A 20,856-nucleotide genomic window follows, 5' to 3' on the forward strand; every position below is an offset into this window, starting at 1 on the left:
AGTGGCGTTGTGCCTAGCGATGGGGGCATGGTCCGCAGCGCGCTGCTTTACGGCAACGCGGTGGCTTTGTAGGAGGGCGGGCTACAGGGTGCGCCAGTGGGGCAACGCGCGCGTGAGCGTCAGCATCGGCGCCATGAACACTACAGCCCAACCGACCACCGACTCGCGCCGCCACGCCAAGTTCCTGTACTGGACCGGTTGGCGCATCACTGATATTGCCGATTACCTGGACGAGAAGGAGAAGACCGTCCACAGCTGGAAGGCCCGGGACGAGTGGGACCGAGCAGACAACGTCGAGCGCATCGGCGGCGCTCTGGAGGCCCGACTCGTGCAGCTGATCCTCAAGGACGGTAAGAGCGCGGGTGACTTCAAGGAAATCGATCTACTGCACCGCCAGTTGGAGCGCCAAGCACGAATCCAGCGTTTCCAGGGTGGCGGTACCGAAACCGACCTCAACCCGAACATAGCCAAGCGCAACGAAGGCCCGAAAAAGCAGGCTGTGCGCAACGAGCTGAACGAGGAGCAAATCGAGCTGCTCGTCGAAGCGTTTCGCGATGGCTGCTTCGACTACCAGATGGACTGGTACCGCGCCGGCAACCAGCGCACCCGCATGATCCTCAAGAGCCGGCAGATCGGGGCCACGTTCTACTTTGCCCGGGAAGCCTTGATTGATGCGATCACGACCGGTCGCAACCAGATCTTCCTGTCAGCAAGCAAGGCCCAGGCACATCAGTTCAAGACCTACATGCAGTCATTCCTCAATGAGGTCCTGGGAGTGAAGCTGACCGGCGACCCGATTGTGCTTTGGAACAACGCGGAGCTGCATTTCCTCGGTACCAACTTCCGCACCGCCCAGGGGCGGTCCGGTAACTTCTACTTCGACGAATTCTTCTGGGTACACGGGTTCACTGAGATCAACAAAGTCGCGTCAGGCATGGCCCTGCAGAAGCGGTGGCGCAAGACGTACTTCTCGACCCCGAGCAGCATGGCGCACCAGGCTTACCCATGGTGGACAGGCGAGCGGGTCAACAAGGGCAAGCCCACCGCCCAGCACATCCAATTGGACGTCAGTCACGAGGCCTTGCAGCAGGGCCGGCTGGGCGAGGACAAGATCTGGCGGCAGATCGTCACGATCATGGACGCGGAGTCCCGCGGTTGCGATCTGTTCGATCTGGACGAGTTACGGATGGAGTACGACCCTGCGGCGTTCCAGAACCTGCTTATGTGCCAGTTCGTTGATGACGGCTCGAGCATCTTCCCGCTGTCGATGCTGCAGCCGTGCATGGTGGAAAGCTGGGATTGGCCTGGCTACAGCCCGTTTGCCATGAGGCCATTCGGCGAGCGGCCGGTCTGGATCGGCTACGACCCGGCCGAGAGTGGCGATTCAGCGGGCTTGGTCATATTGGGGCCGCCCATGGTCCCAGGGGGTAAGTTCTTCCTCCTGGAGCGGCATCAGTTCCGCGGCATGGACTTCAACTCACAGGCCGAGACCATCCGCCAGGTGACCCGCCGCTACAACGTGACCTACATCGGAATCGACACCACGGGCATGGGCAGCGCCGTGGCCCAGCTGGTGCGCCAATTCTTCCCCGCGCTGCGCACCTTCTCCTATAACCCCGAGGTCAAGACCCGCCTGGTCATGAAGGCATGGGACGTCATCAGCAAGGGCCGGCTGGAGTTCGACGCGGGCTGGACTGACGTCGCGCAGTCGCTCATGGCCATCCGTAAGACCATTACCCCGAGCGGTCGCCAATTCACATATACCGCCGGCCGGAACGAGGCCACCGGCCATGCGGACCTGGCCTGGGCACTCTTCCACGCATTGCACAACGAGCCGCTGGAGGGCCAGACCGTGGCCAACACCGGAATCATGGAGATCTATTGAGATGGGCACTATTGAGCAGGCCGGCGCAGCGCCGGCACACGAGGGCGATCGGTTGGTCGGTCCGGCAGCCAAGGCCGAGGCATTCACCTTTGGTGAGCCAACACCGGTGCTCGATGGCCGTGAGGTCCTGGACTACCTGGAGTGCTACGACAACGGCCGGTGGTACGAACCGCCGGTTTCCCTTGAAGGGCTGGCTCGCTCATCGAAAGCCAGCGTGTATCTGCAGTCGGGCCTGATCTTCAAGCGCAATGCGCTTGCCCGGACCTTCGTGCCACACAAGCTGCTGAGCCGGCAGGCGTTCGAACAAATTGTTATGGACCTCGGGTGGTCGGGCAACCTGTACCTGGAGAAGCGCGACAACATGCTGCGCGAAGCACTGGGTCTGCGCCCGTGTCTAGCCAAGTACATGCGCCGCGGCTCTGACCTGGACACTTACCACCAAGTGCGCAGTTGGCGGGATGAGCACGAGTTTCGTGCTGGGAGCATATGCCACCTGCGGGTAGCGGACATCAACCAGGAGGTCTACGGGCTACCTGAGTGGCTACCGGCACTGCAGTCGGCGCTGCTCAATGAGGCCGCCACCCTGTTCCGACGCAAGTATTACCAGAACGGCAGCCATGCCGGTTTCATCCTGTACATGACGGACGCTGCGCACAATGAGGACTTCGTTGATGATCTGCGCAAAGCCATGAAGAACAGTAAGGGCCCGGGCAATTTCCGAAACCTGTTCATGTATGCACCGAACGGTAAGAAGGACGGCATCCAGCTAATCCCGATCAGCGAGGTCGCCGCCAAGGACGATTTCGGGACCATCAAGAACATCAGCCGCGACGACCAGCTGGCGATGCTGCGCATTCCGCCGCAGTTGATGGGTGTGGTGCCGCAGAACGCTGGTGGTTTTGGGTCCGTACGCGACGCAAGTCAGATCTGGGCATTGAATGAGTTGGAGCCAGAGCAGGCGAGACTTCTTCAAATAAACGACTGGCTGGGTGAGGAGGTAGTAAGGTTTGATGAATACCAGCTTCCACTGGGAGCGTCGTGATCTAAGCCAATGAATTAGGGCTATTGGTCGGCAGTAGTCTTCAGAGGGCAGGCTGCCGATCAACGCTCTGAAATTACTTACCCTGCTGTAAAGCTATTAAGCCTTTGGGTAAGGGTCTTGAGTGTCTGTGTTCTATCGCGGTGATATCTGCCCATTCTTTTAAGCTCATCGCTTGGATCAAGATTTATATAATCTTCTTCGCTTATCAAGCAGGTACTTAGCCACTTGACGATGTATTCCATCGAATAATTTTCGCTTTTCGGGTTGGGGTGGTACCTGAGTGCTTCATAAATTTCATCCATCTGTACTTGTCCTGCTGCGAGTTTTTGAAATACTCCTGGCCGCATGACTTTCAATGCGCATATGCTTGCTATTAGGGCTGAATTAACATCGTCGCTTGCTTTCTGAGACAGAAGCATTAGCGCGAGGTTGGAAAATATTCTTTCGAGTTCGCGGAGCGAACAGTTCAGCTGCGTTCCTAGTGCTGTGAATAATTCGACCCAGTCGTGATTGTTTACTTCGTGTTGGGTTGCTAGATAGTCGCAGTACTTGCTGATGTCACTGTTGCGTCCTGCTTTTTTTGGTAACGTCGCTTCAATGCTTATGAATTTCTGCAAGTATGTGTGGGCGTCAATGTTTGATCCATATGTCGCTTTTATGGATTCCTGTAGTTGAGCTTTATTTATAACCAGTAGGAAGTTAACGTTCTCCACAGAAAATAAGTGCTTTATTTTTTCAAGCATTTCCACTGCGAAGGATGGGCGGCAGCGATCCAGCTCGTCGATGATTATTGTAAGTGGGCCGTCGGACGGTATCGTTAACGTCTTCGGAATTGTGGAGAGAAATTCCTTGAAATGCTCAATTGTCTCGCGTTCCTTTTTGTGATTTATCAGTCGGTCTTTGATGTATTTCTCAGCGGTGGTGCTGATGTCCTTGGAAATATCCTCTCCGATATTTGCAAACTCTGACAAGTCTGAGTCTTTGATCACACCAGCGGATATTGCTCGAATGCCTATCTTCGCACTCAGGGATAGAACATGAGCGCCAACGTTTTTCGCTTTATCAATGAATTCGGTTGATTGCTTGGGTGGGGCATTCGTAGATACGTAGTCAGTTATTGCTCCAGCAACTACCATAAAAGCGTCATCTACATAGTCTGATGCAAAAGCATCTATGTAGATATTTGGTATGTTTTCATTGTTGAGGATGTTTTGCCATGATCTAACAAATGTGGACTTTCCCTCACCCCAATTTCCATCTAGGCCAATGACCAAAGGTTGCTTGGAGTTTTTCACAACGTTGGCGAGCGCGACGCCAAATTCTTTTCTTCCAAATAAGTCTGGGCCGAAGTCTGCTCTCGGTGTTTGATGAGGTGTCAGCACAATTTTCATTATTACATCCTTGAATGGCTAGGTCAGAGCTACGCAGCATGCGTTCACAACATCGACTGAAAATTTACTTTGCACGCTTTGAGTCAATATCGCTTGGGGTTCGACACAATTCGCTTTTCCCCAGTCATGATCAGACTGAGGATGTGGCAGTTTGCCCAGTCGGGTTCGCAACGGCAAGCCAGTATGACCTTGGCGCGCGCGCTCGTCCCCCCGCCACGCCTGCGGGCTAAACGTGTCGGAATTTCTGCGCCCCTGCAGCCAGGGCCAAGCCGCACCGTGTCTGGGCTTGTGTGGGTGATGAGGTATATGAGGATTCTGCGGATCCCTGCGGCGAGGTTGTTTTGGTGGCGAAGGGGAAGCGGTGTCTTCTCGTTATGGGGGGAGCCGTGGGAAAAAGGTAAGTTTTCGTGAGGAGGACTTGGTGGGGGCTGAGATGCCCGGATTTGCTGGGATTGGCAGCTAACTTTGGATGGTTAGGAATGGTTAGGTTTGAGGTTAGTGATTCCCAACTGCTTAATTTTAAAGGATTTTATTTTTGAGAAACTGACTATAGGTAAAGGTAAGGAAATTACTATTACTTGACCAAAACCTAACTTTAAGAGTTCTTCTGGAAGCCAGAAATGTAGAGGAATGCAGCCTGTTCGCAGAAAACCTAACCGCCCTAACCTTTTTCCGATGGGTCAACATCAAACGGTGGTTGCCCCTAGGGGGAGGTTGGTCGAGAGTGACACCCAGATCGTCGTCTGCACACGCTTACTGAGTGGGGCAGGCTGCGCTTTGTTGCGCTGTTGTTCGATTTGCGCGCGCTAGGGCGAGGTTGCGTCGCTCCATTCTTTGGGCGGCATCTTCGAGGCCACTCATCAGATCGAGCGAGATGGCAGCTTGCTTGGACGCGAGGCTCACCATGGCTGGCAGCGCATTTATACGATTGAGCTCTTTGATTTCTTCGAGGGTGTAGTGCTTCCGAAAAGCTTCGACCGCGATGTCGATCAGTTGATTCGTCGGTACTGACATATCAAGCATGCAGTCCACTGTGTCTCTGTCGGCCTTGAATTCGAGCCGATAGCGTTCTGCCCTCTGTTTTTCCAGGGCCTCCATGGCGTTGCGGAAGCCAGTGGTTTCGATGTAGTACCTGATCTGTACGTTTATGTCATCGCTAACCACTGGGGAGCTTGCTGCCGTGCGGGAAGGTGAGAAGAGTTTGTCCCAGTTGGAAAACACTCCGGTGGAAATGACACCTACCAAGCCGATCACGGCGATGATGATCTCGTTTCTGGTAGCCATATTCCAACTCCTACTGAATCCATTCCTGGGACTGCTGAGCAGCGCTGTGCCGGGATGCGTGGAGGAAAACCATTACGCCACATTTACGCCAGACGAAAAAAAAGACCTTGAAAATCAAGGTCTTCTTTCCAGATCTTGGTGCCCCGAGGGAGACTCGAACTCCCACTCCTTTCGAAAACGGATTTTGAATCCGCCGCGTCTACCAATTCCGCCATCAGGGCTTGTGGGGCGGCAGTATAGAGAGGCTCCGCGGGTCGGTCAATCGGCTTTCATGGAGAATTTTCACAGGTTGGGCTAAACTTTGCGGCCCTGTCGAACCGAACACAATCATGCGCGTCGCCGATTTTTCCTTCGAACTCCCCGATTCCCTGATCGCCCGCCACCCACTGGCCGAGCGCCATGGCAGCCGACTGCTGGTTCTTGATGGACCGAGCGGCGCGCTGGCTCATCAGCAATTCACCGATCTGCTCGAACACCTGCGCCCAGGTGACCTGATGGTGTTCAACAACACCCGGGTGATCCCGGCGCGGTTGTTTGGCCAAAAAGCCTCGGGCGGCAAGCTCGAAGTGCTGGTCGAGCGCGTGCTCGACAGCCACCGGGTGCTGGCCCATGTGCGTGCAAGCAAGGCGCCCAAGGTCGGTACACAGTTGCTCATCGACGGCGGCGGCGAGGCCGAGATGGTCGCCCGCCATGACACGCTGTTCGAGCTCCGTTTCAGCGAAGAAGTGCTGCCGCTGCTCGATCGCGTCGGCCATATGCCGCTGCCGCCGTATATCGATCGCCCGGACGAGGGCGCCGACCGCGAGCGCTATCAGACTGTTTATGCCGAGCGCGCAGGTGCCGTCGCGGCGCCAACCGCAGGCCTGCACTTCGACCAGCCGCTGCTCGAGAAAATCGCAGCCAAGGGCGTCAAGAGCGCGTTCGTTACCTTGCATGTGGGCGCCGGCACCTTCCAGCCGGTGCGGGTCGACAAGATCGAAGACCACCATATGCACAAGGAATGGCTCGAAGTCAGCCAGGAGGTAGTCGACGCCGTGGCCGCGTGCCGTGCGCGTGGCGGCCGAGTGGTTGCCGTCGGCACCACCAGCGTGCGCTCGCTGGAGAGTGCCGCGCGTGATGGCCAGCTCAAGGCGTTCAGCGGCGACACCGACATCTTTATCTACCCGGGCCGGCCGTTCCATGTGGTCGATGCCCTGGTCACCAACTTCCACCTGCCGGAGTCCACGCTGCTGATGCTGGTCTCGGCCTTCGCCGGTTACCCCGAGACCATGGCGGCTTACGCCGCTGCGGTCGAGCATGGCTACCGCTTCTTCAGTTACGGTGATGCGATGTTCATCACCCGCAATCCGGCGCCGCGCGGCCCCGAGGATCAAGCATGAGTCGCACCTGTCGTATGTCCTTCGAACTGCTGGCCACCGACGGCAAGGCCCGTCGTGGCCGCCTGACCTTCCCCCGTGGCACGGTCGAGACCCCGGCGTTCATGCCGGTGGGCACCTATGGCACGGTCAAGGGCATGCTGCCGCGTGACATCGAGGCCACCGGCGCCGAGATCATTCTCGGCAACACCTTCCACCTGTGGCTGCGCCCGGGCACCGAGGTGATCAAGAAGCACAACGGCCTGCACGATTTCATGCAGTGGAAAGGCCCGATTCTGACCGACTCCGGTGGCTTCCAGGTGTTCAGCCTGGGCGCCATGCGCAAGATCAAGGAAGAGGGCGTGACCTTCGCCTCGCCAGTCGATGGTTCCAAGGTGTTCATGGGCCCGGAAGAGTCGATGCAGGTCCAGCGTGATCTGGGCTCGGACATCGTGATGATCTTCGACGAATGCACGCCGTACCCGGCCGAGCATGACGTCGCGCGCACCTCGATGGAGCTGTCGCTGCGCTGGGCGCAGCGCTCCAAGGACGCCCACGCCGACAACACTGCGGCGCTGTTCGGCATCGTTCAGGGCGGCATGTATCAAGACTTGCGGGAACGCTCGCTGGAGGCGCTGGTCAACATCGACTTCGACGGCCTGGCGATCGGCGGCTTGTCGGTCGGTGAGCCGAAGCACGAGATGATCAAGGTGCTCGATTACCTGCCGGCGATGATGCCCGCTGACAAACCTCGTTACCTTATGGGGGTAGGCAAACCCGAGGATCTTGTGGAGGGTGTGCGCCGCGGCGTCGACATGTTCGACTGCGTGATGCCGACGCGCAATGCGCGCAACGGCCATCTGTTCATCGACACCGGGGTGATCAAGATCCGCAACGCGTTCCATCGCCATGATGATTCGCCGCTGGATCCGACCTGCGATTGCTATACCTGCAGCAACTTCTCGCGCGCCTATCTGCACCACCTGGACAAGTGCGGCGAAATGTTGAGCAGCATGTTGAATACAATCCACAACTTGCGTCATTACCAGCGCCTGATGGCCGGTTTACGCGAGGCTATTCAACAAGGTAAATTGGCCGCCTTTGTCGACGCCTTCTATGCCAAACGCGGGCTTGCTGTGCCGCCTTTGGACTGACTGTAACCGTTTGCCAACCCAACACGTTGCAACATAACAACTGGAGTGTCACATGAGCTTTTTGATCCCCGCCGCCTACGCGGACGCCGCAGCCCCTGCCGCCGGCCCTATGGGTGGTGGTTTCGAGTGGATTTTCCTGGTCGGCTTCCTGGTCATCTTCTACCTGATGATCTGGCGTCCACAGGCCAAGCGCGCCAAAGAGCAGAAGAACCTGCTGGGCAACTTGCAGAAAGGTGACGAAGTTGTCACCAACGGCGGCATCGCCGGCAAGATCGTCAAGGTTTCCGATGACTTCGTGGTACTGGAAGTGTCCGACACCGTCGAGATGAAGTTCCAGAAGGGCGCCGTGGCTGCGACCCTGCCTAAAGGTACGCTCAAGGCTATCTGAGGTACCGGTTTTACTTTTTCCAGTCGGGGCGCGCAAAGCGCCCCGCGTCTTGAACGGGCGGCGTGATGCTGAACAAATATCCTCTGTGGAAATACGCACTGATCGTGCTGGTGCTGGCGATCGGTTTCATTTATTCCGCTCCCAACCTCTATCCGGATGATCCGGCTGTACAGATCAGTGGTGCCAGCTCGGCGCTGCAGGTCAACCAGGCCGACCTCGATCGCGTCAACAAGGCGCTGACCGAAGCGGGTATCACCGTGAAGGGCACTAGCCTGGGCGAGAAGGGCAGTGGCTTGGTACGCCTGACCGACCAGGAAGACCAACTGCCAGCCAAGGATGTGGTGCGCAAGGCCCTGGGCGATGATTACGTCGTGGCCCTGAACCTGGCCCAGACCACCCCGCAGTGGCTGCGTAACCTGGGTGCAAGCCCGATGAAGCTCGGTCTGGACCTGTCCGGTGGTGTGCACTTCCTGCTCGAAGTGGACATGGACAAGGCCATGAGCGCGCGCATGAAGGTCTACGAAGGCGAAGTGAAGACCCTGTTGCGCAAAGAGCGCATCCGCTACCGCAGCCTGCCTCAGCAGGATGGCGGCATCGTGCTGGGCTTCTCTGACGACGCCACCCGCGAACAGGCCCGTGCCCTGATTCGCAAGAGCTTCACCGATTTCGACCTGACCACCACCGAGCGCAACGAGCTCGCTGTGCTGCGTCTGGCGCTGACCCCGGCCAAGGTTGCCGAGATCCGCGAATACTCGATCAAGCAAAACCTGACCACCGTGCGTAACCGGGTCAACGAACTGGGTGTGGCCGAGCCGCTGGTGCAGCGTCAGGGCGCCAACCGTATCGTGGTCGAGCTGCCAGGCGTGCAGGACACTGCCGAAGCCAAGCGCATCCTCGGCAAGACCGCCAACCTCGAGTTCCGCTTCGGTGCCGAACCAGGTGCCTCCAAGGCCACTACCGAGGTCTTCGAATTCCGTGATGGCGGCCGTTCGGCGCCGGTCGAGCGTGGTTTGATCATTACCGGTGACCAGGTCACCGACGCCCAAGCCAGCTTCGACGAGCAAGGCCGGCCACAGGTCAACATCCGCCTCGATGGCCATGGCGGCGAGTTGATGAGCCGCGCGACGCGCAGCAACGTCGGCCGCAGCATGGCAGTAATCTTCATCGAGCAGAAGCCGATCACTCGCTACGTCAAGCAGACCGTCGACGGCGTCGAGAAGGAAGTTGCCGTACAGAGCTTCCAGGAAGAGAAAAAGATCATCAGCCTGGCGACCATCCAATCGCCACTGGGCAGCCAGTTCCGCATCACCGGCCTCAATGGCCAGGGTGAATCGTCCGAACTGGCCCTGCTGCTGCGTGCCGGCGGTCTGGCTGCGCCGATGTACTTCGCTGAAGAGCGCACCATTGGTCCAAGCCTGGGTGCCGACAACATCACCAAAGGTGTCGATGCATCGCTGTGGGGCATGCTGTTCGTGTCCATCTTCATCATCGCCATCTACCGTGGTTTTGGCGTGATCGCGACCGTTGCCCTGACCGGCAACATGATCCTGCTGCTAGCCTTGATGTCCCTGCTGGGTGCCACCCTGACCCTGCCGGGCATCGCCGGTATCGTGCTGACCATGGGTATGGCGGTCGACGCCAACGTGCTGATCTTCTCGCGGATTCGCGAGGAGCTGAAAAACGGCATGTCGGTGCAGCGCGCCATCCACGAAGGCTTCAGCCGTGCCTACACCGCGATCATCGACGCCAACCTGACCAGCCTGCTGGTCGGCGGTATCCTCTTCGCGATGGGCACCGGGCCGGTCAAAGGCTTCGCGGTAACCATGTCCCTCGGGATTTTCACCTCGATGTTCACCGCCGTCATGGTGACCCGCGCAATGGTCAACCTGACCTGCGGCGGGCGTGACATCAAGAAGCTGTGGGTTTGAGGGAATAACCATGAAAACCATCAACTTCATGGGCGTGCGCAACGTTGCGTTCGCCGTCACTGTCCTGCTGACCATCCTGGCGTTGTTCAGCTGGTGGCAGAAGGGTTTGAACTTCGGTCTGGACTTCACCGGCGGTACGCTCATCGAGCTGACCTACGAGCGTCCGGCAGACCTCAAGCTGGTCCGCGCCGAGCTCGCTCAGTCGGGCTTCGAGGACGCCATCGTGCAGAGCTTCGGTGCGACTACCGATCTGCTGGTGCGCATGCCGGGCGACGACCCGCAACTGGGCAGCAAGGTTGCTGCAGCGCTGCAGAAAGTCGGCGGCGACAACCCGGCGACCCTCAAGCGAGTCGAGTTCGTCGGCCCGCAGGTAGGTGAAGAACTGCGTGACCAGGGCGGCCTGGGCATGCTGCTGGCGCTGGGCGGGGTACTCATCTACCTAGCCTTCCGCTTCCAGTGGAAATTCGCCGTCGGCGCGATCATCTCGCTGATCCACGACGTGGTCGTGACCGTGGGTATCCTCTCGTTCTTCCAGATCACTTTCGATTTGACGGTGCTGGCGGCAGTGCTGGCGATCATCGGTTACTCGCTGAACGACACCATCGTGGTATTCGACCGCGTGCGGGAAAACTTCCGCGTCATGCGCAAGGCCTCGCTGATCGAGAACATCAACGTCTCGACCACGCAGACCCTGCTGCGCACCATTGCCACTTCGGTTTCGACCTTGCTGGCCATCGCCGCGCTGTTGATCTTCGGGGGTGACAACCTGTTCGGCTTCTCCCTGGCTCTGTTCATCGGGGTCATGGCCGGTACCTACTCGTCGATCTACATCGCCAACGTGGTACTGATCTGGCTGAACCTGAACAGCGAAGACCTGATTCCACCGGTCAAGGCCGAGGGTGTGGACGAGCGTCCATAACCGCAAGCCGCCGCCGTTTGGCGCCAAGAGAGCCGCGAGTGTTGAACTCGCGGCTTTTTTTTTGCTCCAAGGCTGGGACAAGCGCGGGTTATGGCCCGCTGGTACGATCAGGAGGTTCACGTGAATAAATCAATGCTGGTGGGTGCGGTGCTCGGTGCCGTCGGTGTAACTGCCGCAGGCGCAATGGCGACCTACAGCTTGGTGAACAAAGGCCCAGAGGTCGCTGAGGTGACCGACGTGCAGCCGATCAAGCAGCAGGTCAAGACTCCACGTGAAGTGTGCAAGGACGTGACCGTGACGCGCCAGGCGCCGGTCAAGGATCAACATCAGATCGCCGGTACCGTGGTCGGTGCGTTGGCGGGTGGCTTGCTCGGCAACCAGATCGGTGGCGGCACCGGCAAGAAGATTGCCACCGTGGCTGGTGCGGTCGGCGGCGGCTACGCCGGTAACAAGGTGCAGGAAGGCATGCAAGAGCGTGACACCTACACCACCACCCAGACCCGCTGTAACACCGTGCATGACCTGAGCGAGAAAGTGGTTGGCTACAACGTCACCTATTCGATTGGCGACAAGGTCGGCAAAGTGAAGATGGACCACGAGCCAGGTTCGACTATCCCGCTGGACGAGAATGGCAAGCTGGTGCTGAGTCAGGCCCAGAACGGGCAGTAAAGCTGTGCAGGAATCACACTGGCCGCTCCTACGCCGAGCGGTGCGGTTCTTGCGGGCATAAAAAAGCACCCCGTGGGGTGCTTTTTTGTGGCTGACCGGCGCTTAGCGCTTCAGCGATTGTGGTACGTGCGGCTGGATGGCAGTCAGCACGGCTTTGAAGCACTTGATGTTGCCAGCAACGATGTGGCCTTTCTCGAGGAATTCGTGGCCACCGTTGAAGTCGCTGACCAGACCGCCAGCTTCCTGCACCAGCAGTACGCCTGCAGCCATGTCCCACTCGGACAGGCCCGACTCCCAGAACGCATCGAAACGACCGGCCGCTACATAGGCCAGGTCAAGGCTGGCAGAACCGGCGCGGCGGATGCCGGCAGTCTGGCCAGTCAGGGCGCGGATCATGCCCAGGTAGTTGTCGAGGTCTGCCATCTGGTTGTCGCGGAACGGGAAGCCGGTACCCAGCAGAGCGCCTTCAAGGCTGGTGCGCGAGCTGACGCGCAGGCGGCGACCGTTGATCTGGGCGCCACGGCCACGGCTGGCGGTGAACTCTTCCTGGCGAACCGGATCCAGTACCACTGCGTGCTCCAGGCGACCGCGGTATTTGCAGGCGATGCTCACTGCAAAGTGCGGAATGCCACGCAGGAAGTTGGTGGTGCCATCGAGCGGGTCGATGATCCACAGGTAGTCTTTGCCTTCTTCACCTGAGCCAGCGTGGAAGCCGGTCTCTTCACCCTGGATCGAGTGGTTCGGGTAGGCCTTGCGCAGAGCATCGACGATTTTCTGCTCGGCAGCGCGGTCAACCTCGGACACGTAGTCCTTGGCGTCCTTTTCGTCCACCTTGATGGTGTCCAGGCGTTCGATGGAGCGGAAAATCAGTTCACTGGCGCTGCGAGCAGCGCGCAGGGCGATAGTCAGCATAGGCTGCATGGGCGGTTCACCTGGAGATGTTAAAGAAGAAAGCCGGCCATTTTAGCAGAGTTTTTTGACAACGGCAGCGCCGCATTTGCTTTCATGGCGTAACGTCCGTCGGTTCTGTAAGATCGACCGCCCTGATATCTGCCTTTGAGAGCACCCACCGTGCTGCAAAATATTCGTGTTGTTCTGGTCAATACCAGCCACCCCGGCAACATCGGCGGCGCTGCGCGTGCCATGAAAAACATGGGCTTGTCGCGCCTGGTGCTGGTCCAGCCACAGGAGTTTCCGGCAGCTGACGCCAGCGCCCGCGCTTCTGGCGCAGACGACGTGCTCAGTGGCGCGCTGGTGGTCGACTCGCTGGAAGAGGCGCTGGTTGGCTGCAGCCTCGCGATCGGCACTAGTGCCCGCGACCGCGCCCTGCCGTGGCCGATGCTGGATCCGCGCGAGTGCGGCGCCAAGTCGGTCGAGCGTGCCACCATGGGTGACGAAATCGCCCTGGTGTTCGGTCGCGAGCATGCCGGGCTGACCAACGACGAATTGCAGCGATGTCACTTCCATGTGCACATTCCCTCGAACCCTGACTTCAGCTCGCTCAATTTGGCCGCCGCCGTGCAGGTGCTTGGCTATGAGGTGCGCATGGCCTGGCTGGCCGCGCAGGGCGAGCCGTCGATCAGTGACAAGGCCGACGCCGTCGAACTGGCGACCCTGGACGAGATGGAGCGTTTCTACGACCACCTGGAAAAAACCCTGGTGGACATCGCCTTCCTCGATCCGGACAAACCCAAGCACCTGATGGCGCGCCTGCGTCGCCTGTACGGTCGCAGTTCGGTAGAGCGTACGGAAATGAGCATTTTACGCGGCATCCTCACCGAGACTCAGAAGGTCGCTCGGGGTGAGTCGCATAAGCGGAAGGATTGAGCAATGTTCGAACGTCTGCGTGAAGATATCCAAAGCGTATTCCATCGTGACCCGGCAGCGCGTAACGCTTTTGAAGTGCTGACCTGCTATCCCGGCATGCACGCGATCTGGCTGCACCGCCTCGGCCACGCCCTGTGGACGCATGACCTGAAGTGGCTGGCGCGGCTGGTGTCGAACTTCGGCCGCTGGATGACTGGCATCGAAATCCACCCGGGCGCGACCATCGGCCGACGCTTCTTCATTGATCACGGCATGGGGATCGTCATTGGTGAGACTGCCGAGATCGGTGACGACGTCACCCTCTACCAGGGCGTGACCCTCGGTGGTACCAGCTGGAACGCCGGCAAGCGCCACCCGACCCTGGGCAATGGCGTGGTAGTCGGTGCCGGCGCCAAGGTGCTCGGCCCATTCACTGTCGGCGCCGGAGCCAAGATCGGCTCCAATGCTGTGGTCACCAAGGAGGTTCCGCCAGGCGCCACCGCAGTGGGTATCCCCGGTCGCATTATCGTCAAGGCGCAGGAAGATTCCGAAGTCGAAGCCAAGCGCAAGGCCATGGCCGAGAAGATCGGTTTCGATGCCTATGGCGTCAGTGGCGACATGCCTGACCCGGTTGCCCGCGCCATTGGCCAGATGCTCGACCACCTGCAAGCGGTCGACGAGCGTCTGCAGGGCATGTGCGGCGCGTTGACCAAGCTGGGTAGCGACTATCACGGCAAGGCGCTGCCGGCGCTGCCCGAAGAAGATTTCGTTGACGTCGCACCGGTCGAGGCAAGGCAGCAGGCGCAGAGCGACACCCAGCCACATTGACAGCGACGATGGCGCTGGCCGTGGGCGTGTGCTCGCGGCCAGTGTCTGCTACACTCGCGCCCGCCCTTCGAGTGCAAACCCGACTAAAGCAGTAGGTCTAATAGTTGACTTAAATGCTCGGGAATCGCATACTTGCTCACATTCTGTAACTCCCGTGGTACCCATACGCCATGCGACTGACTACCAAAGGCCGATACGCAGTGACCGCCATGCTTGACCTGGCGTTGCACGCGCAGCATGGGCCGGTGTCACTGGCCGATATTTCCGAGCGCCAGGGCATCTCCCTCTCTTATCTGGAGCAGCTGTTCGCCAAGCTGCGCCGCAGCAGCCTGGTTTCCAGCGTGCGCGGCCCAGGCGGCGGCTATCAGCTGTCGCGCGGCATGGAAACCATCCAGGTTGCCCAGGTCGTCGACGCGGTCAACGAATCGGTCGACGCTACCCGTTGCCAGGGCCTGGGTGACTGCCATGCCGGTGATACCTGCCTGACCCACCACCTGTGGTGTGACCTCAGTCAGCAGATCCATGAATTCCTCAGTGGCATCAGCCTGGCCGACCTCGTCAAGCGCCGTGAGGTGCAAGAAGTCGCTCATCGCCAGGACCTGCGCCGTGTTGCAGGTCGATCCGCCCAGTTGGACAAGATTGAGACGTCCGCCGTCGACTGACATTGGTCACGAGCGACGCCACCGCCTGATAGGAGATATTCAATGAAGTTGCCGATCTACCTCGATTACTCCGCGACCACGCCGGTCGACCCACGCGTTGCCCAGAAGATGGCCGAATGCCTGCTGGTCGACGGCAACTTTGGTAACCCGGCGTCGCGCTCCCACGTGTTTGGCTGGCGCGCTGAAGAAGCGGTCGAAAACGGCCGTCGCCAGGTGGCCGAGCTGATCAACGCCGACCCGCGTGAAATTGTCTGGACCAGCGGTGCCACCGAGTCCGACAACCTCGCGATCAAAGGCGTTGCGCACTTCTATCAGACCAAGGGCAAGCACATCATCACCTCCAAGATCGAGCACAAAGCCGTGCTCGATACCGCTCGCCAGCTCGAGCGCGAAGGTTTTGAAGTGACCTATCTCGAGCCAGGCGAAGACGGCATCGTTACCCCGGGCATGGTTGAAGCGGTGCTGCGCGACGACACCATTCTGGTCTCGCTGATGCACGTCAACAACGAAGTTGGCTCGATCAACGACATCGCTGCAATCGGTGAACTGACCCGTGCTCGCGGCGTGCTGTTCCACGTTGACGCTGCACAATCTGCCGGCAAGGTCGAGATCGACGTGCAGAAGCTCAAGGTCGACCTGATGTCGTTCTCCGCGCACAAGGCCTACGGCCCTAAAGGTATCGGCGCGCTGTACGTCAGCCGCAAACCGCGCGTGCGTCTGGAAGCAATCATTCACGGCGGTGGTCACGAGCGCGGCATGCGTTCCGGCACCCTCCCTACGCACCAGATCGTCGGCATGGGTGAGGCATTTGCCATCGCCAAGCAGGAGATGGCCAGCGAGAACGCCCGCATCAAGGCGCTGAGCGATCGCTTCTTCAAGCAGGTTTCCAACCTCGAAGAGCTGTACGTCAACGGCAGCCAGACTGCGCGCGTGCCGCACAACCTGAACCTGAGCTTCAACTACGTTGAAGGCGAGTCGCTGCTGATGGCCCTCAAGGACATCGCAGTATCGTCCGGTTCGGCCTGCACCTCCGCTTCGCTCGAGCCGTCGTACGTACTGCGCGCCCTGGGCCGCAACGACGAGCTGGCACACAGTTCGATCCGCTTCTCCTTCGGCCGCTTCACCAGCGAAGAAGAAGTCGACTACGCCGCGCAGGAAGTCTGCAAGGCTGTCACCAAGCTGCGCGAACTCTCGCCGCTGTGGGACATGTACAAAGACGGCGTCGATATCTCCAAGATCGAGTGGGCCGCCCACTAAGCAGTCGCCGGCAAGAGCGGCTACCTGATGAGGAAGGAATTGCACCATGGCATACAGTGAAAAGGTCATCGACCACTACGAAAACCCGCGCAACGTCGGCAAGATGGACGCTGAAGACCCGGACGTCGGTACCGGCATGGTCGGCGCGCCGGCCTGCGGTGACGTGATGCGTCTGCAGATCAAGGTCAACGAGCAGGGCGTTATCGAAGACGCCAAGTTCAAGACCTACGGCTGCGGTTCGGCTATCGCTTCCAGCTCCCTCGCCACCGAGTGGATGAAGGGCAAGACCCTGGACGAAGCCGAGACTATCAAGAACACCCAGCTGGCTGAAGAGCTGGCGCTGCCACCGGTCAAGATCCACTGCTCGGTACTCGCCGAGGACGCCATCAAGGCGGCCGTACGCGATTACAAGCAGAAAAAAGGCTTGATCTGAGTCGTTTGACTGGACGCTAAGGAGTTCCGATGGCTATCAGCATGACAGAAGCCGCCGCCAACCACGTGCGGCGCTCCCTCGACGGGCGTGGCAAGGGTGAAGGCATTCGCCTGGCCGTACGCACCACCGGTTGCTCGGGCCTGGCCTACGTGCTGGAGTTCGTCGACGAAGTGGCAGGCGAAGACGAGGTCTTCGAGAACCACGGCGTGAAGGTCATCATTGACCCGAAAAGCCTGGTTTACCTCGACGGCACCGAGCTCGATTTCGTCAAGGAAGGGTTGAACGAAGGCTTCAAGTTCAACAACCCCAACGTGCGCGGTGAATGTGGCTGCGGCGAAAGCTTCAATGTTTGAGGCTTGATGTGGGTACTCCTTGTCATTTTGCCCTGTTCAATCTGCAGCCGGGCTTTCGCCTGGACCTCGATCAACTGGCCGTTCGTTACCGCGAACTGGCCCGTGAGGTCCATCCGGACCGCTTCGCCGATGCTTCCGAGCGCGAGCAGCGTGTCGCCCTGGAAAACTCGGCAGCGTTGAACGACGCCTATCAGACCTTGCGCAGCGCCCCCCGTCGGGCGCGCTATCTGCTGGCCATCAGTGGTCACGAAGTGCCGCAGGAAGTCACCGTACATGATCCGGCCTTCCTGTTGCAGCAGATGGAGCTGCGTGAAGAACTTGAAGAGCTTACCGACCTCGACGGTGTCGCGGTATTCAAGAAGCGCCTCAAGCTCGCGCAAGATACGCTGTTCGAGGAATTCGCCGCCTGCTGGGATGATCCTGCGCAGCGTGAACAGGCCGAGCGCCTGATGCGCCGCATGCAGTTTCTCGACAAGCTCGCCCAGGAAGTGCGCCAGCTCGAAGAGCGCCTCGACGATTAACCCGGTGTTGCCGTGACAACGCCTAAGGTAGCTAGATAAGCATGGCCCTACTGCAGATCGCCGAACCCGGTCAAAGCCCCCAGCCGCACCAGCGCCGCCTGGCGGTAGGGATTGACCTGGGTACTACCAATTCTCTGGTTGCTGCCGTGCGCAGCGGCCGCAGCGAACCGCTGCCCGATGCCGAGGGGCAGGTCATCCTGCCATCGGCTGTGCGCTACCTGGAGGCGGCTGTCGAAGTCGGCCAGGCCGCGCGCGAAGCAGCGCCAAGCGACCCGTTCAACAGCATCCTTTCGGTCAAGCGTCTGATGGGGCGGGGCCTGGCCGACGTCAAGCAGCTCGGCGAGCAACTGCCGTACCGCTTTGTCGGTGGCGAGTCGCACATGCCGTTCATCGAGACCATTCAAGGGCCGAAAAGCCCGGTCGAAGTGTCTGCCGACATCCTCAAGGTGCTGCGTCAGCGCGCCGAGGAAACCCTCGGCGGCGATCTGGTAGGTGCCGTCATCACGGTCCCGGCCTACTTCGACGATGCTCAGCGCCAGGCGACCAAAGACGCCGCCAAGCTTGCCGGGCTGAACGTGTTGCGCCTGCTCAACGAGCCGACTGCTGCGGCCGTGGCCTATGGCCTGGACCAGAACGCTGAAGGCCTGGTGGCGATCTTCGACCTGGGCGGCGGTACCTTCGATATCTCCATCCTGCGCCTGACTGCCGGCGTCTTCGAAGTGCTGGCCACCGGTGGCGATACCGCCCTGGGTGGTGACGACTTCGATCACGCGATTGCCAGCTGGATCATTGAGCAGGCTGGTTTGTCGGCTGATCTGGATCCAGCGACTCAGCGTCAACTGCTGCAGACCGCTTGCGCGGCCAAGGAAGCCCTGACCGATGCCGCCAGCGTGCGCGTTGTTCACGGTGACTGGCAGGGCGAACTGAGTCGGGCAGACTTCGAAGCGATGATCGAGCCGATGATCGCCCGTAGCCTCAAGGCCTGCCGCCGCGCCGTGCGTGACAGTGGGGTCGAGCTCGAAGAAGTGGTTGCGGTGGTCATGGTCGGTGGTTCGACTCGCGTACCGCGTGTGCGTGAAGCCGTCGGTGGACTCTTCGGCCGTGCTCCGCTGACCTCGATCGACCCTGATCAGGTAGTCGCCATTGGCGCCGCGATCCAGGCCGATACCCTCGCCGGCAACCGCCGCGAAGGTGGCGAGTTGCTGTTGCTCGACGTGATCCCGCTGTCGCTCGGTCTGGAGACCATGGGCGGCCTGATGGAAAAGGTGATCCCGCGCAACACCACGATCCCGGTGGCCCGCGCTCAGGAATTCACCACCTACAAAGATGGCCAGACGGCCATGATGATCCACGTCCTGCAGGGCGAGCGCGAACTGATCAGCGACTGCCGCTCGCTGGCGCGCTTCGAACTGCGTGGGATTCCGCCGATGGTTGCCGGCTCGGCGAAGATCCGCGTGACCTTCCAGGTCGACGCCGATGGCCTGCTCAGCGTCGCTGCACGCGAACTGGGCTCGGGCGTGGAAGCAAGCATTCAGGTCAAGCCGTCGTACGGCCTGACCGACGGTGAAATCGCCCGCATGCTCAAGGATTCGTTCGAGCACGCCGGCACCGACAAGCAGGCCCGCCAGTTGCGCGAGCATCAGGTCGACGGCGAACGTCTGCTCGAAGCGGTGCAGGGTGCGCTGGATGCCGACGGCGAGCGCCTGCTGAGCGCCGAAGAGCGCGAAGCCATTGGCTTCCAGATGCAACAACTACGTGATTTGCTGGCCGGCACCGATGGCCCTGCCATCGAGCAACAGACCAAGCGTCTGTCGCAGGTGACCGATGCATTTGCCGCCCGTCGCCTTGATTCGACGGTCAAAGCCGCACTGGCCGGGCGCAACCTGAATGAGATCGAGGAGTAATCGATGCCGCTGGTGACATTCCTGCCGCATGAGAAGTTTTGCCCCGAAGGGCTGACCGTGGAAGTCGCAACCGGGACCAACATCCTGGAGCTGGCTCACGACCATCACATCGAGATGGAAAGCGCCTGCGGCGGGGTCAAGGCCTGCACCACCTGCCACTGCATCGTGCGCAAGGGCTTTGACTCGCTCGACGAAGCCGACGAGCTCGAAGAAGACATGCTGGACAAGGCGTGGGGCCTGGAAGCGCAGTCCCGGCTGGGTTGCCAGGTGGTCGTCGGTGATACCGACCTGACCATCGAAATCCCCAAGTATTCGCTCAACCACGCCGCCGAAGCGCCGCACTGAAGCCTGGAGGCTGGCATGAGTCTGAAATGGGTTGATGTACTTGAGATCGCTATCCAGCTTGCAGAAAGCAAGCCGGAGGTCGATCCTCGTTATGTGAATTTCCTCGATCTGCACCGCTGGGTAGTGGCTCTGCCAGAGTTCAGCGACGATCCGACACGCGGCGGAGAGAAGGTGCTTGAGGCGATCCAGGGGGCCTGGATCGAAGAAGCCGACTGAGCGTCACCTGCAGGTTAGGCATTCCCCTGGAACCCGCGTATAATTCGCGGGTTTAATTTTTCGTAATACTCAATTTTCTGGAGTTACCATGGCTGTTCAACGTACTTTCTCGATCATCAAGCCTGACGCAGTTGCCAAAAACGTCATCGGCAAGATCACTTCGCGCTTCGAAGAAGCTGGCCTGAAAATCGTCGCTTCGAAACTCAAGCAACTGTCCAAAGCCGAAGCCGAAGGCTTCTACGCTGAGCACAGCGAGCGCGGTTTCTTCGGTGACCTGGTTGCCTTCATGATCTCCGGCCCAGTTGTTGTTCAGGTTCTGGAAGGCGAAAACGCCATCGCTCTGAACCGTGAGCTGATGGGCGCTACCAACCCTAAAGAAGCTGCTGCCGGCACCATCCGTGCTGACTTCGCTGAATCGATCGACGCCAACGCCGTTCACGGTTCGGACTCCGAAGCTGCTGCCGCTCGCGAAATCGCTTACTTCTTCGCAGCTACCGAGGTAACCGCTCGCTAAGC

The 20,856-nt window shown here is 59.7% G+C and carries 22 protein-coding genes and 1 tRNA gene; 19 read left to right on the top strand and 4 right to left on the bottom strand.

The window, feature by feature from the left end:
* The first annotated feature begins 133 nt into the window (after window positions 1-133).
* Window positions 134-1,885 carry a terminase ATPase subunit family protein gene (locus AC58X1_RS13930; protein WP_070415278.1) on the top strand — a complete coding sequence of 584 codons (1,752 nt, stop codon included), beginning with the start codon at window positions 134-136 and terminating at the stop codon, window positions 1,883-1,885.
* Between the two features lies 1 nt (window position 1,886).
* A complete protein-coding gene (locus AC58X1_RS13935; protein ID WP_497429007.1) occupies window positions 1,887-2,927 on the top strand; it encodes a phage portal protein in 1,041 nt (346 codons plus the stop codon).
* A gap of 77 nt (window positions 2,928-3,004) precedes the next feature.
* Here the strand turns inward: AC58X1_RS13935 and AC58X1_RS13940 are convergent, their stop codons facing one another.
* From AC58X1_RS13940 to AC58X1_RS13950, 3 genes are all read right to left on the bottom strand, one after another.
* Window positions 3,005-4,318, bottom strand: a complete 1,314-nt coding sequence (locus AC58X1_RS13940) for a KAP family P-loop NTPase fold protein (RefSeq protein WP_497429008.1) — start codon at window positions 4,316-4,318, stop codon at window positions 3,005-3,007.
* 753 nt (window positions 4,319-5,071) lie between these two features.
* The gene (locus tag AC58X1_RS13945) at window positions 5,072-5,602 is read right to left on the bottom strand and encodes a DUF2059 domain-containing protein (protein ID WP_497429009.1); all 531 of its coding nucleotides are present in this window, start codon (window positions 5,600-5,602) and stop codon (window positions 5,072-5,074) included.
* 136 nt (window positions 5,603-5,738) lie between these two features.
* Window positions 5,739-5,823, bottom strand: a tRNA-Leu gene (locus tag AC58X1_RS13950).
* 108 nt (window positions 5,824-5,931) lie between these two features.
* Here AC58X1_RS13950 and queA point away from each other — a divergent pair.
* From queA to AC58X1_RS13980, 6 genes are all read left to right on the top strand, one after another.
* Window positions 5,932-6,981, top strand: a complete 1,050-nt coding sequence (gene queA / locus AC58X1_RS13955) for a tRNA preQ1(34) S-adenosylmethionine ribosyltransferase-isomerase QueA (protein ID WP_497429010.1) — start codon at window positions 5,932-5,934, stop codon at window positions 6,979-6,981.
* Between the two features lie 14 nt (window positions 6,982-6,995).
* Complete coding sequence (gene tgt / locus AC58X1_RS13960) at window positions 6,996-8,111, top strand: tRNA guanosine(34) transglycosylase Tgt (RefSeq protein WP_178080815.1); 1,116 nt, start codon at window positions 6,996-6,998, stop codon at window positions 8,109-8,111.
* 52 nt (window positions 8,112-8,163) lie between these two features.
* A complete protein-coding gene (yajC, locus tag AC58X1_RS13965) occupies window positions 8,164-8,499 on the top strand; it encodes a preprotein translocase subunit YajC (RefSeq protein WP_103436107.1) in 336 nt (111 codons plus the stop codon).
* A gap of 65 nt (window positions 8,500-8,564) precedes the next feature.
* The gene (gene secD / locus AC58X1_RS13970) at window positions 8,565-10,427 is read left to right on the top strand and encodes a protein translocase subunit SecD (protein WP_101316672.1); all 1,863 of its coding nucleotides are present in this window, start codon (window positions 8,565-8,567) and stop codon (window positions 10,425-10,427) included.
* A gap of 10 nt (window positions 10,428-10,437) precedes the next feature.
* Complete coding sequence (secF, locus tag AC58X1_RS13975; RefSeq protein WP_101316674.1) at window positions 10,438-11,346, top strand: protein translocase subunit SecF; 909 nt, start codon at window positions 10,438-10,440, stop codon at window positions 11,344-11,346.
* A 120-nt stretch (window positions 11,347-11,466) separates the two neighbouring features.
* Window positions 11,467-12,015, top strand: a complete 549-nt coding sequence (locus AC58X1_RS13980) for a glycine zipper 2TM domain-containing protein (protein WP_103438701.1) — start codon at window positions 11,467-11,469, stop codon at window positions 12,013-12,015.
* A gap of 102 nt (window positions 12,016-12,117) precedes the next feature.
* On the opposite strand, the gene suhB is transcribed toward AC58X1_RS13980, so the two are convergent.
* On the bottom strand, window positions 12,118-12,936 hold the full coding sequence (gene suhB / locus AC58X1_RS13985; RefSeq protein WP_101316676.1) for a type III secretion system regulator SuhB: 819 nt from the start codon (window positions 12,934-12,936) through the stop codon (window positions 12,118-12,120).
* Between the two features lie 150 nt (window positions 12,937-13,086).
* Between suhB and trmJ the strand changes: the two genes are divergently transcribed.
* From trmJ to ndk, 11 genes are all read left to right on the top strand, one after another.
* Entirely contained in the window at window positions 13,087-13,842 is a 756-nt protein-coding gene (trmJ, locus tag AC58X1_RS13990; protein ID WP_497429011.1) for a tRNA (cytosine(32)/uridine(32)-2'-O)-methyltransferase TrmJ, read from the top strand.
* A 3-nt stretch (window positions 13,843-13,845) separates the two neighbouring features.
* Window positions 13,846-14,649 carry a serine O-acetyltransferase gene (gene cysE / locus AC58X1_RS13995; protein ID WP_497429012.1) on the top strand — a complete coding sequence of 268 codons (804 nt, stop codon included), beginning with the start codon at window positions 13,846-13,848 and terminating at the stop codon, window positions 14,647-14,649.
* Window positions 14,650-14,819: 170 nt separating this feature from the next.
* Window positions 14,820-15,311, top strand: a complete 492-nt coding sequence (gene iscR, locus AC58X1_RS14000; RefSeq protein WP_101316682.1) for a Fe-S cluster assembly transcriptional regulator IscR — start codon at window positions 14,820-14,822, stop codon at window positions 15,309-15,311.
* A 42-nt stretch (window positions 15,312-15,353) separates the two neighbouring features.
* A complete protein-coding gene (locus AC58X1_RS14005) occupies window positions 15,354-16,568 on the top strand; it encodes an IscS subfamily cysteine desulfurase (protein ID WP_150570782.1) in 1,215 nt (404 codons plus the stop codon).
* 46 nt (window positions 16,569-16,614) lie between these two features.
* Entirely contained in the window at window positions 16,615-17,001 is a 387-nt protein-coding gene (gene iscU, locus AC58X1_RS14010; RefSeq protein ID WP_027619655.1) for a Fe-S cluster assembly scaffold IscU, read from the top strand.
* A 29-nt stretch (window positions 17,002-17,030) separates the two neighbouring features.
* Window positions 17,031-17,354, top strand: coding sequence for an iron-sulfur cluster assembly protein IscA (iscA, locus tag AC58X1_RS14015; RefSeq protein WP_101316686.1), 324 nt, complete (start codon window positions 17,031-17,033; stop codon window positions 17,352-17,354).
* 8 nt (window positions 17,355-17,362) lie between these two features.
* A complete protein-coding gene (hscB, locus tag AC58X1_RS14020) occupies window positions 17,363-17,875 on the top strand; it encodes a co-chaperone HscB (RefSeq protein ID WP_150572098.1) in 513 nt (170 codons plus the stop codon).
* A gap of 41 nt (window positions 17,876-17,916) precedes the next feature.
* A complete protein-coding gene (gene hscA / locus AC58X1_RS14025; protein WP_150570784.1) occupies window positions 17,917-19,779 on the top strand; it encodes a Fe-S protein assembly chaperone HscA in 1,863 nt (620 codons plus the stop codon).
* A 3-nt stretch (window positions 19,780-19,782) separates the two neighbouring features.
* Entirely contained in the window at window positions 19,783-20,124 is a 342-nt protein-coding gene (gene fdx, locus AC58X1_RS14030) for an ISC system 2Fe-2S type ferredoxin (RefSeq protein ID WP_101316692.1), read from the top strand.
* A gap of 15 nt (window positions 20,125-20,139) precedes the next feature.
* On the top strand, window positions 20,140-20,340 hold the full coding sequence (gene iscX, locus AC58X1_RS14035) for a Fe-S cluster assembly protein IscX (RefSeq protein WP_101316694.1): 201 nt from the start codon (window positions 20,140-20,142) through the stop codon (window positions 20,338-20,340).
* Window positions 20,341-20,428: 88 nt separating this feature from the next.
* Window positions 20,429-20,854 carry a nucleoside-diphosphate kinase gene (gene ndk, locus AC58X1_RS14040; protein WP_101316696.1) on the top strand — a complete coding sequence of 142 codons (426 nt, stop codon included), beginning with the start codon at window positions 20,429-20,431 and terminating at the stop codon, window positions 20,852-20,854.
* Window positions 20,855-20,856: the final 2 nt, after the last annotated feature.

The sequence above is a fragment of the Pseudomonas sp. PGPR N4 genome (genome assembly GCF_059693665.1).

Coding starts and splice junctions, on each gene's coding strand:
- AC58X1_RS13930 (WP_070415278.1), top strand. CDS start 134: ATGAACACTACAGCCCAACCGACCACCGACTCGCGCCGCCACGCCAAG.
- AC58X1_RS13935 (WP_497429007.1), top strand. CDS start 1,887: ATGGGCACTATTGAGCAGGCCGGCGCAGCGCCGGCACACGAGGGCGAT.
- AC58X1_RS13940 (WP_497429008.1), bottom strand. CDS start 4,318: ATGAAAATTGTGCTGACACCTCATCAAACACCGAGAGCAGACTTCGGC.
- AC58X1_RS13945 (WP_497429009.1), bottom strand. CDS start 5,602: ATGGCTACCAGAAACGAGATCATCATCGCCGTGATCGGCTTGGTAGGT.
- queA (WP_497429010.1), top strand. CDS start 5,932: ATGCGCGTCGCCGATTTTTCCTTCGAACTCCCCGATTCCCTGATCGCC.
- tgt (WP_178080815.1), top strand. CDS start 6,996: ATGTCCTTCGAACTGCTGGCCACCGACGGCAAGGCCCGTCGTGGCCGC.
- yajC (WP_103436107.1), top strand. CDS start 8,164: ATGAGCTTTTTGATCCCCGCCGCCTACGCGGACGCCGCAGCCCCTGCC.
- secD (WP_101316672.1), top strand. CDS start 8,565: ATGCTGAACAAATATCCTCTGTGGAAATACGCACTGATCGTGCTGGTG.
- secF (WP_101316674.1), top strand. CDS start 10,438: ATGAAAACCATCAACTTCATGGGCGTGCGCAACGTTGCGTTCGCCGTC.
- suhB (WP_101316676.1), bottom strand. CDS start 12,936: ATGCAGCCTATGCTGACTATCGCCCTGCGCGCTGCTCGCAGCGCCAGT.
- cysE (WP_497429012.1), top strand. CDS start 13,846: ATGTTCGAACGTCTGCGTGAAGATATCCAAAGCGTATTCCATCGTGAC.
- iscR (WP_101316682.1), top strand. CDS start 14,820: ATGCGACTGACTACCAAAGGCCGATACGCAGTGACCGCCATGCTTGAC.
- AC58X1_RS14005 (WP_150570782.1), top strand. CDS start 15,354: ATGAAGTTGCCGATCTACCTCGATTACTCCGCGACCACGCCGGTCGAC.
- iscU (WP_027619655.1), top strand. CDS start 16,615: ATGGCATACAGTGAAAAGGTCATCGACCACTACGAAAACCCGCGCAAC.
- iscA (WP_101316686.1), top strand. CDS start 17,031: ATGGCTATCAGCATGACAGAAGCCGCCGCCAACCACGTGCGGCGCTCC.
- hscA (WP_150570784.1), top strand. CDS start 17,917: ATGGCCCTACTGCAGATCGCCGAACCCGGTCAAAGCCCCCAGCCGCAC.
- fdx (WP_101316692.1), top strand. CDS start 19,783: ATGCCGCTGGTGACATTCCTGCCGCATGAGAAGTTTTGCCCCGAAGGG.
- iscX (WP_101316694.1), top strand. CDS start 20,140: ATGAGTCTGAAATGGGTTGATGTACTTGAGATCGCTATCCAGCTTGCA.
- ndk (WP_101316696.1), top strand. CDS start 20,429: ATGGCTGTTCAACGTACTTTCTCGATCATCAAGCCTGACGCAGTTGCC.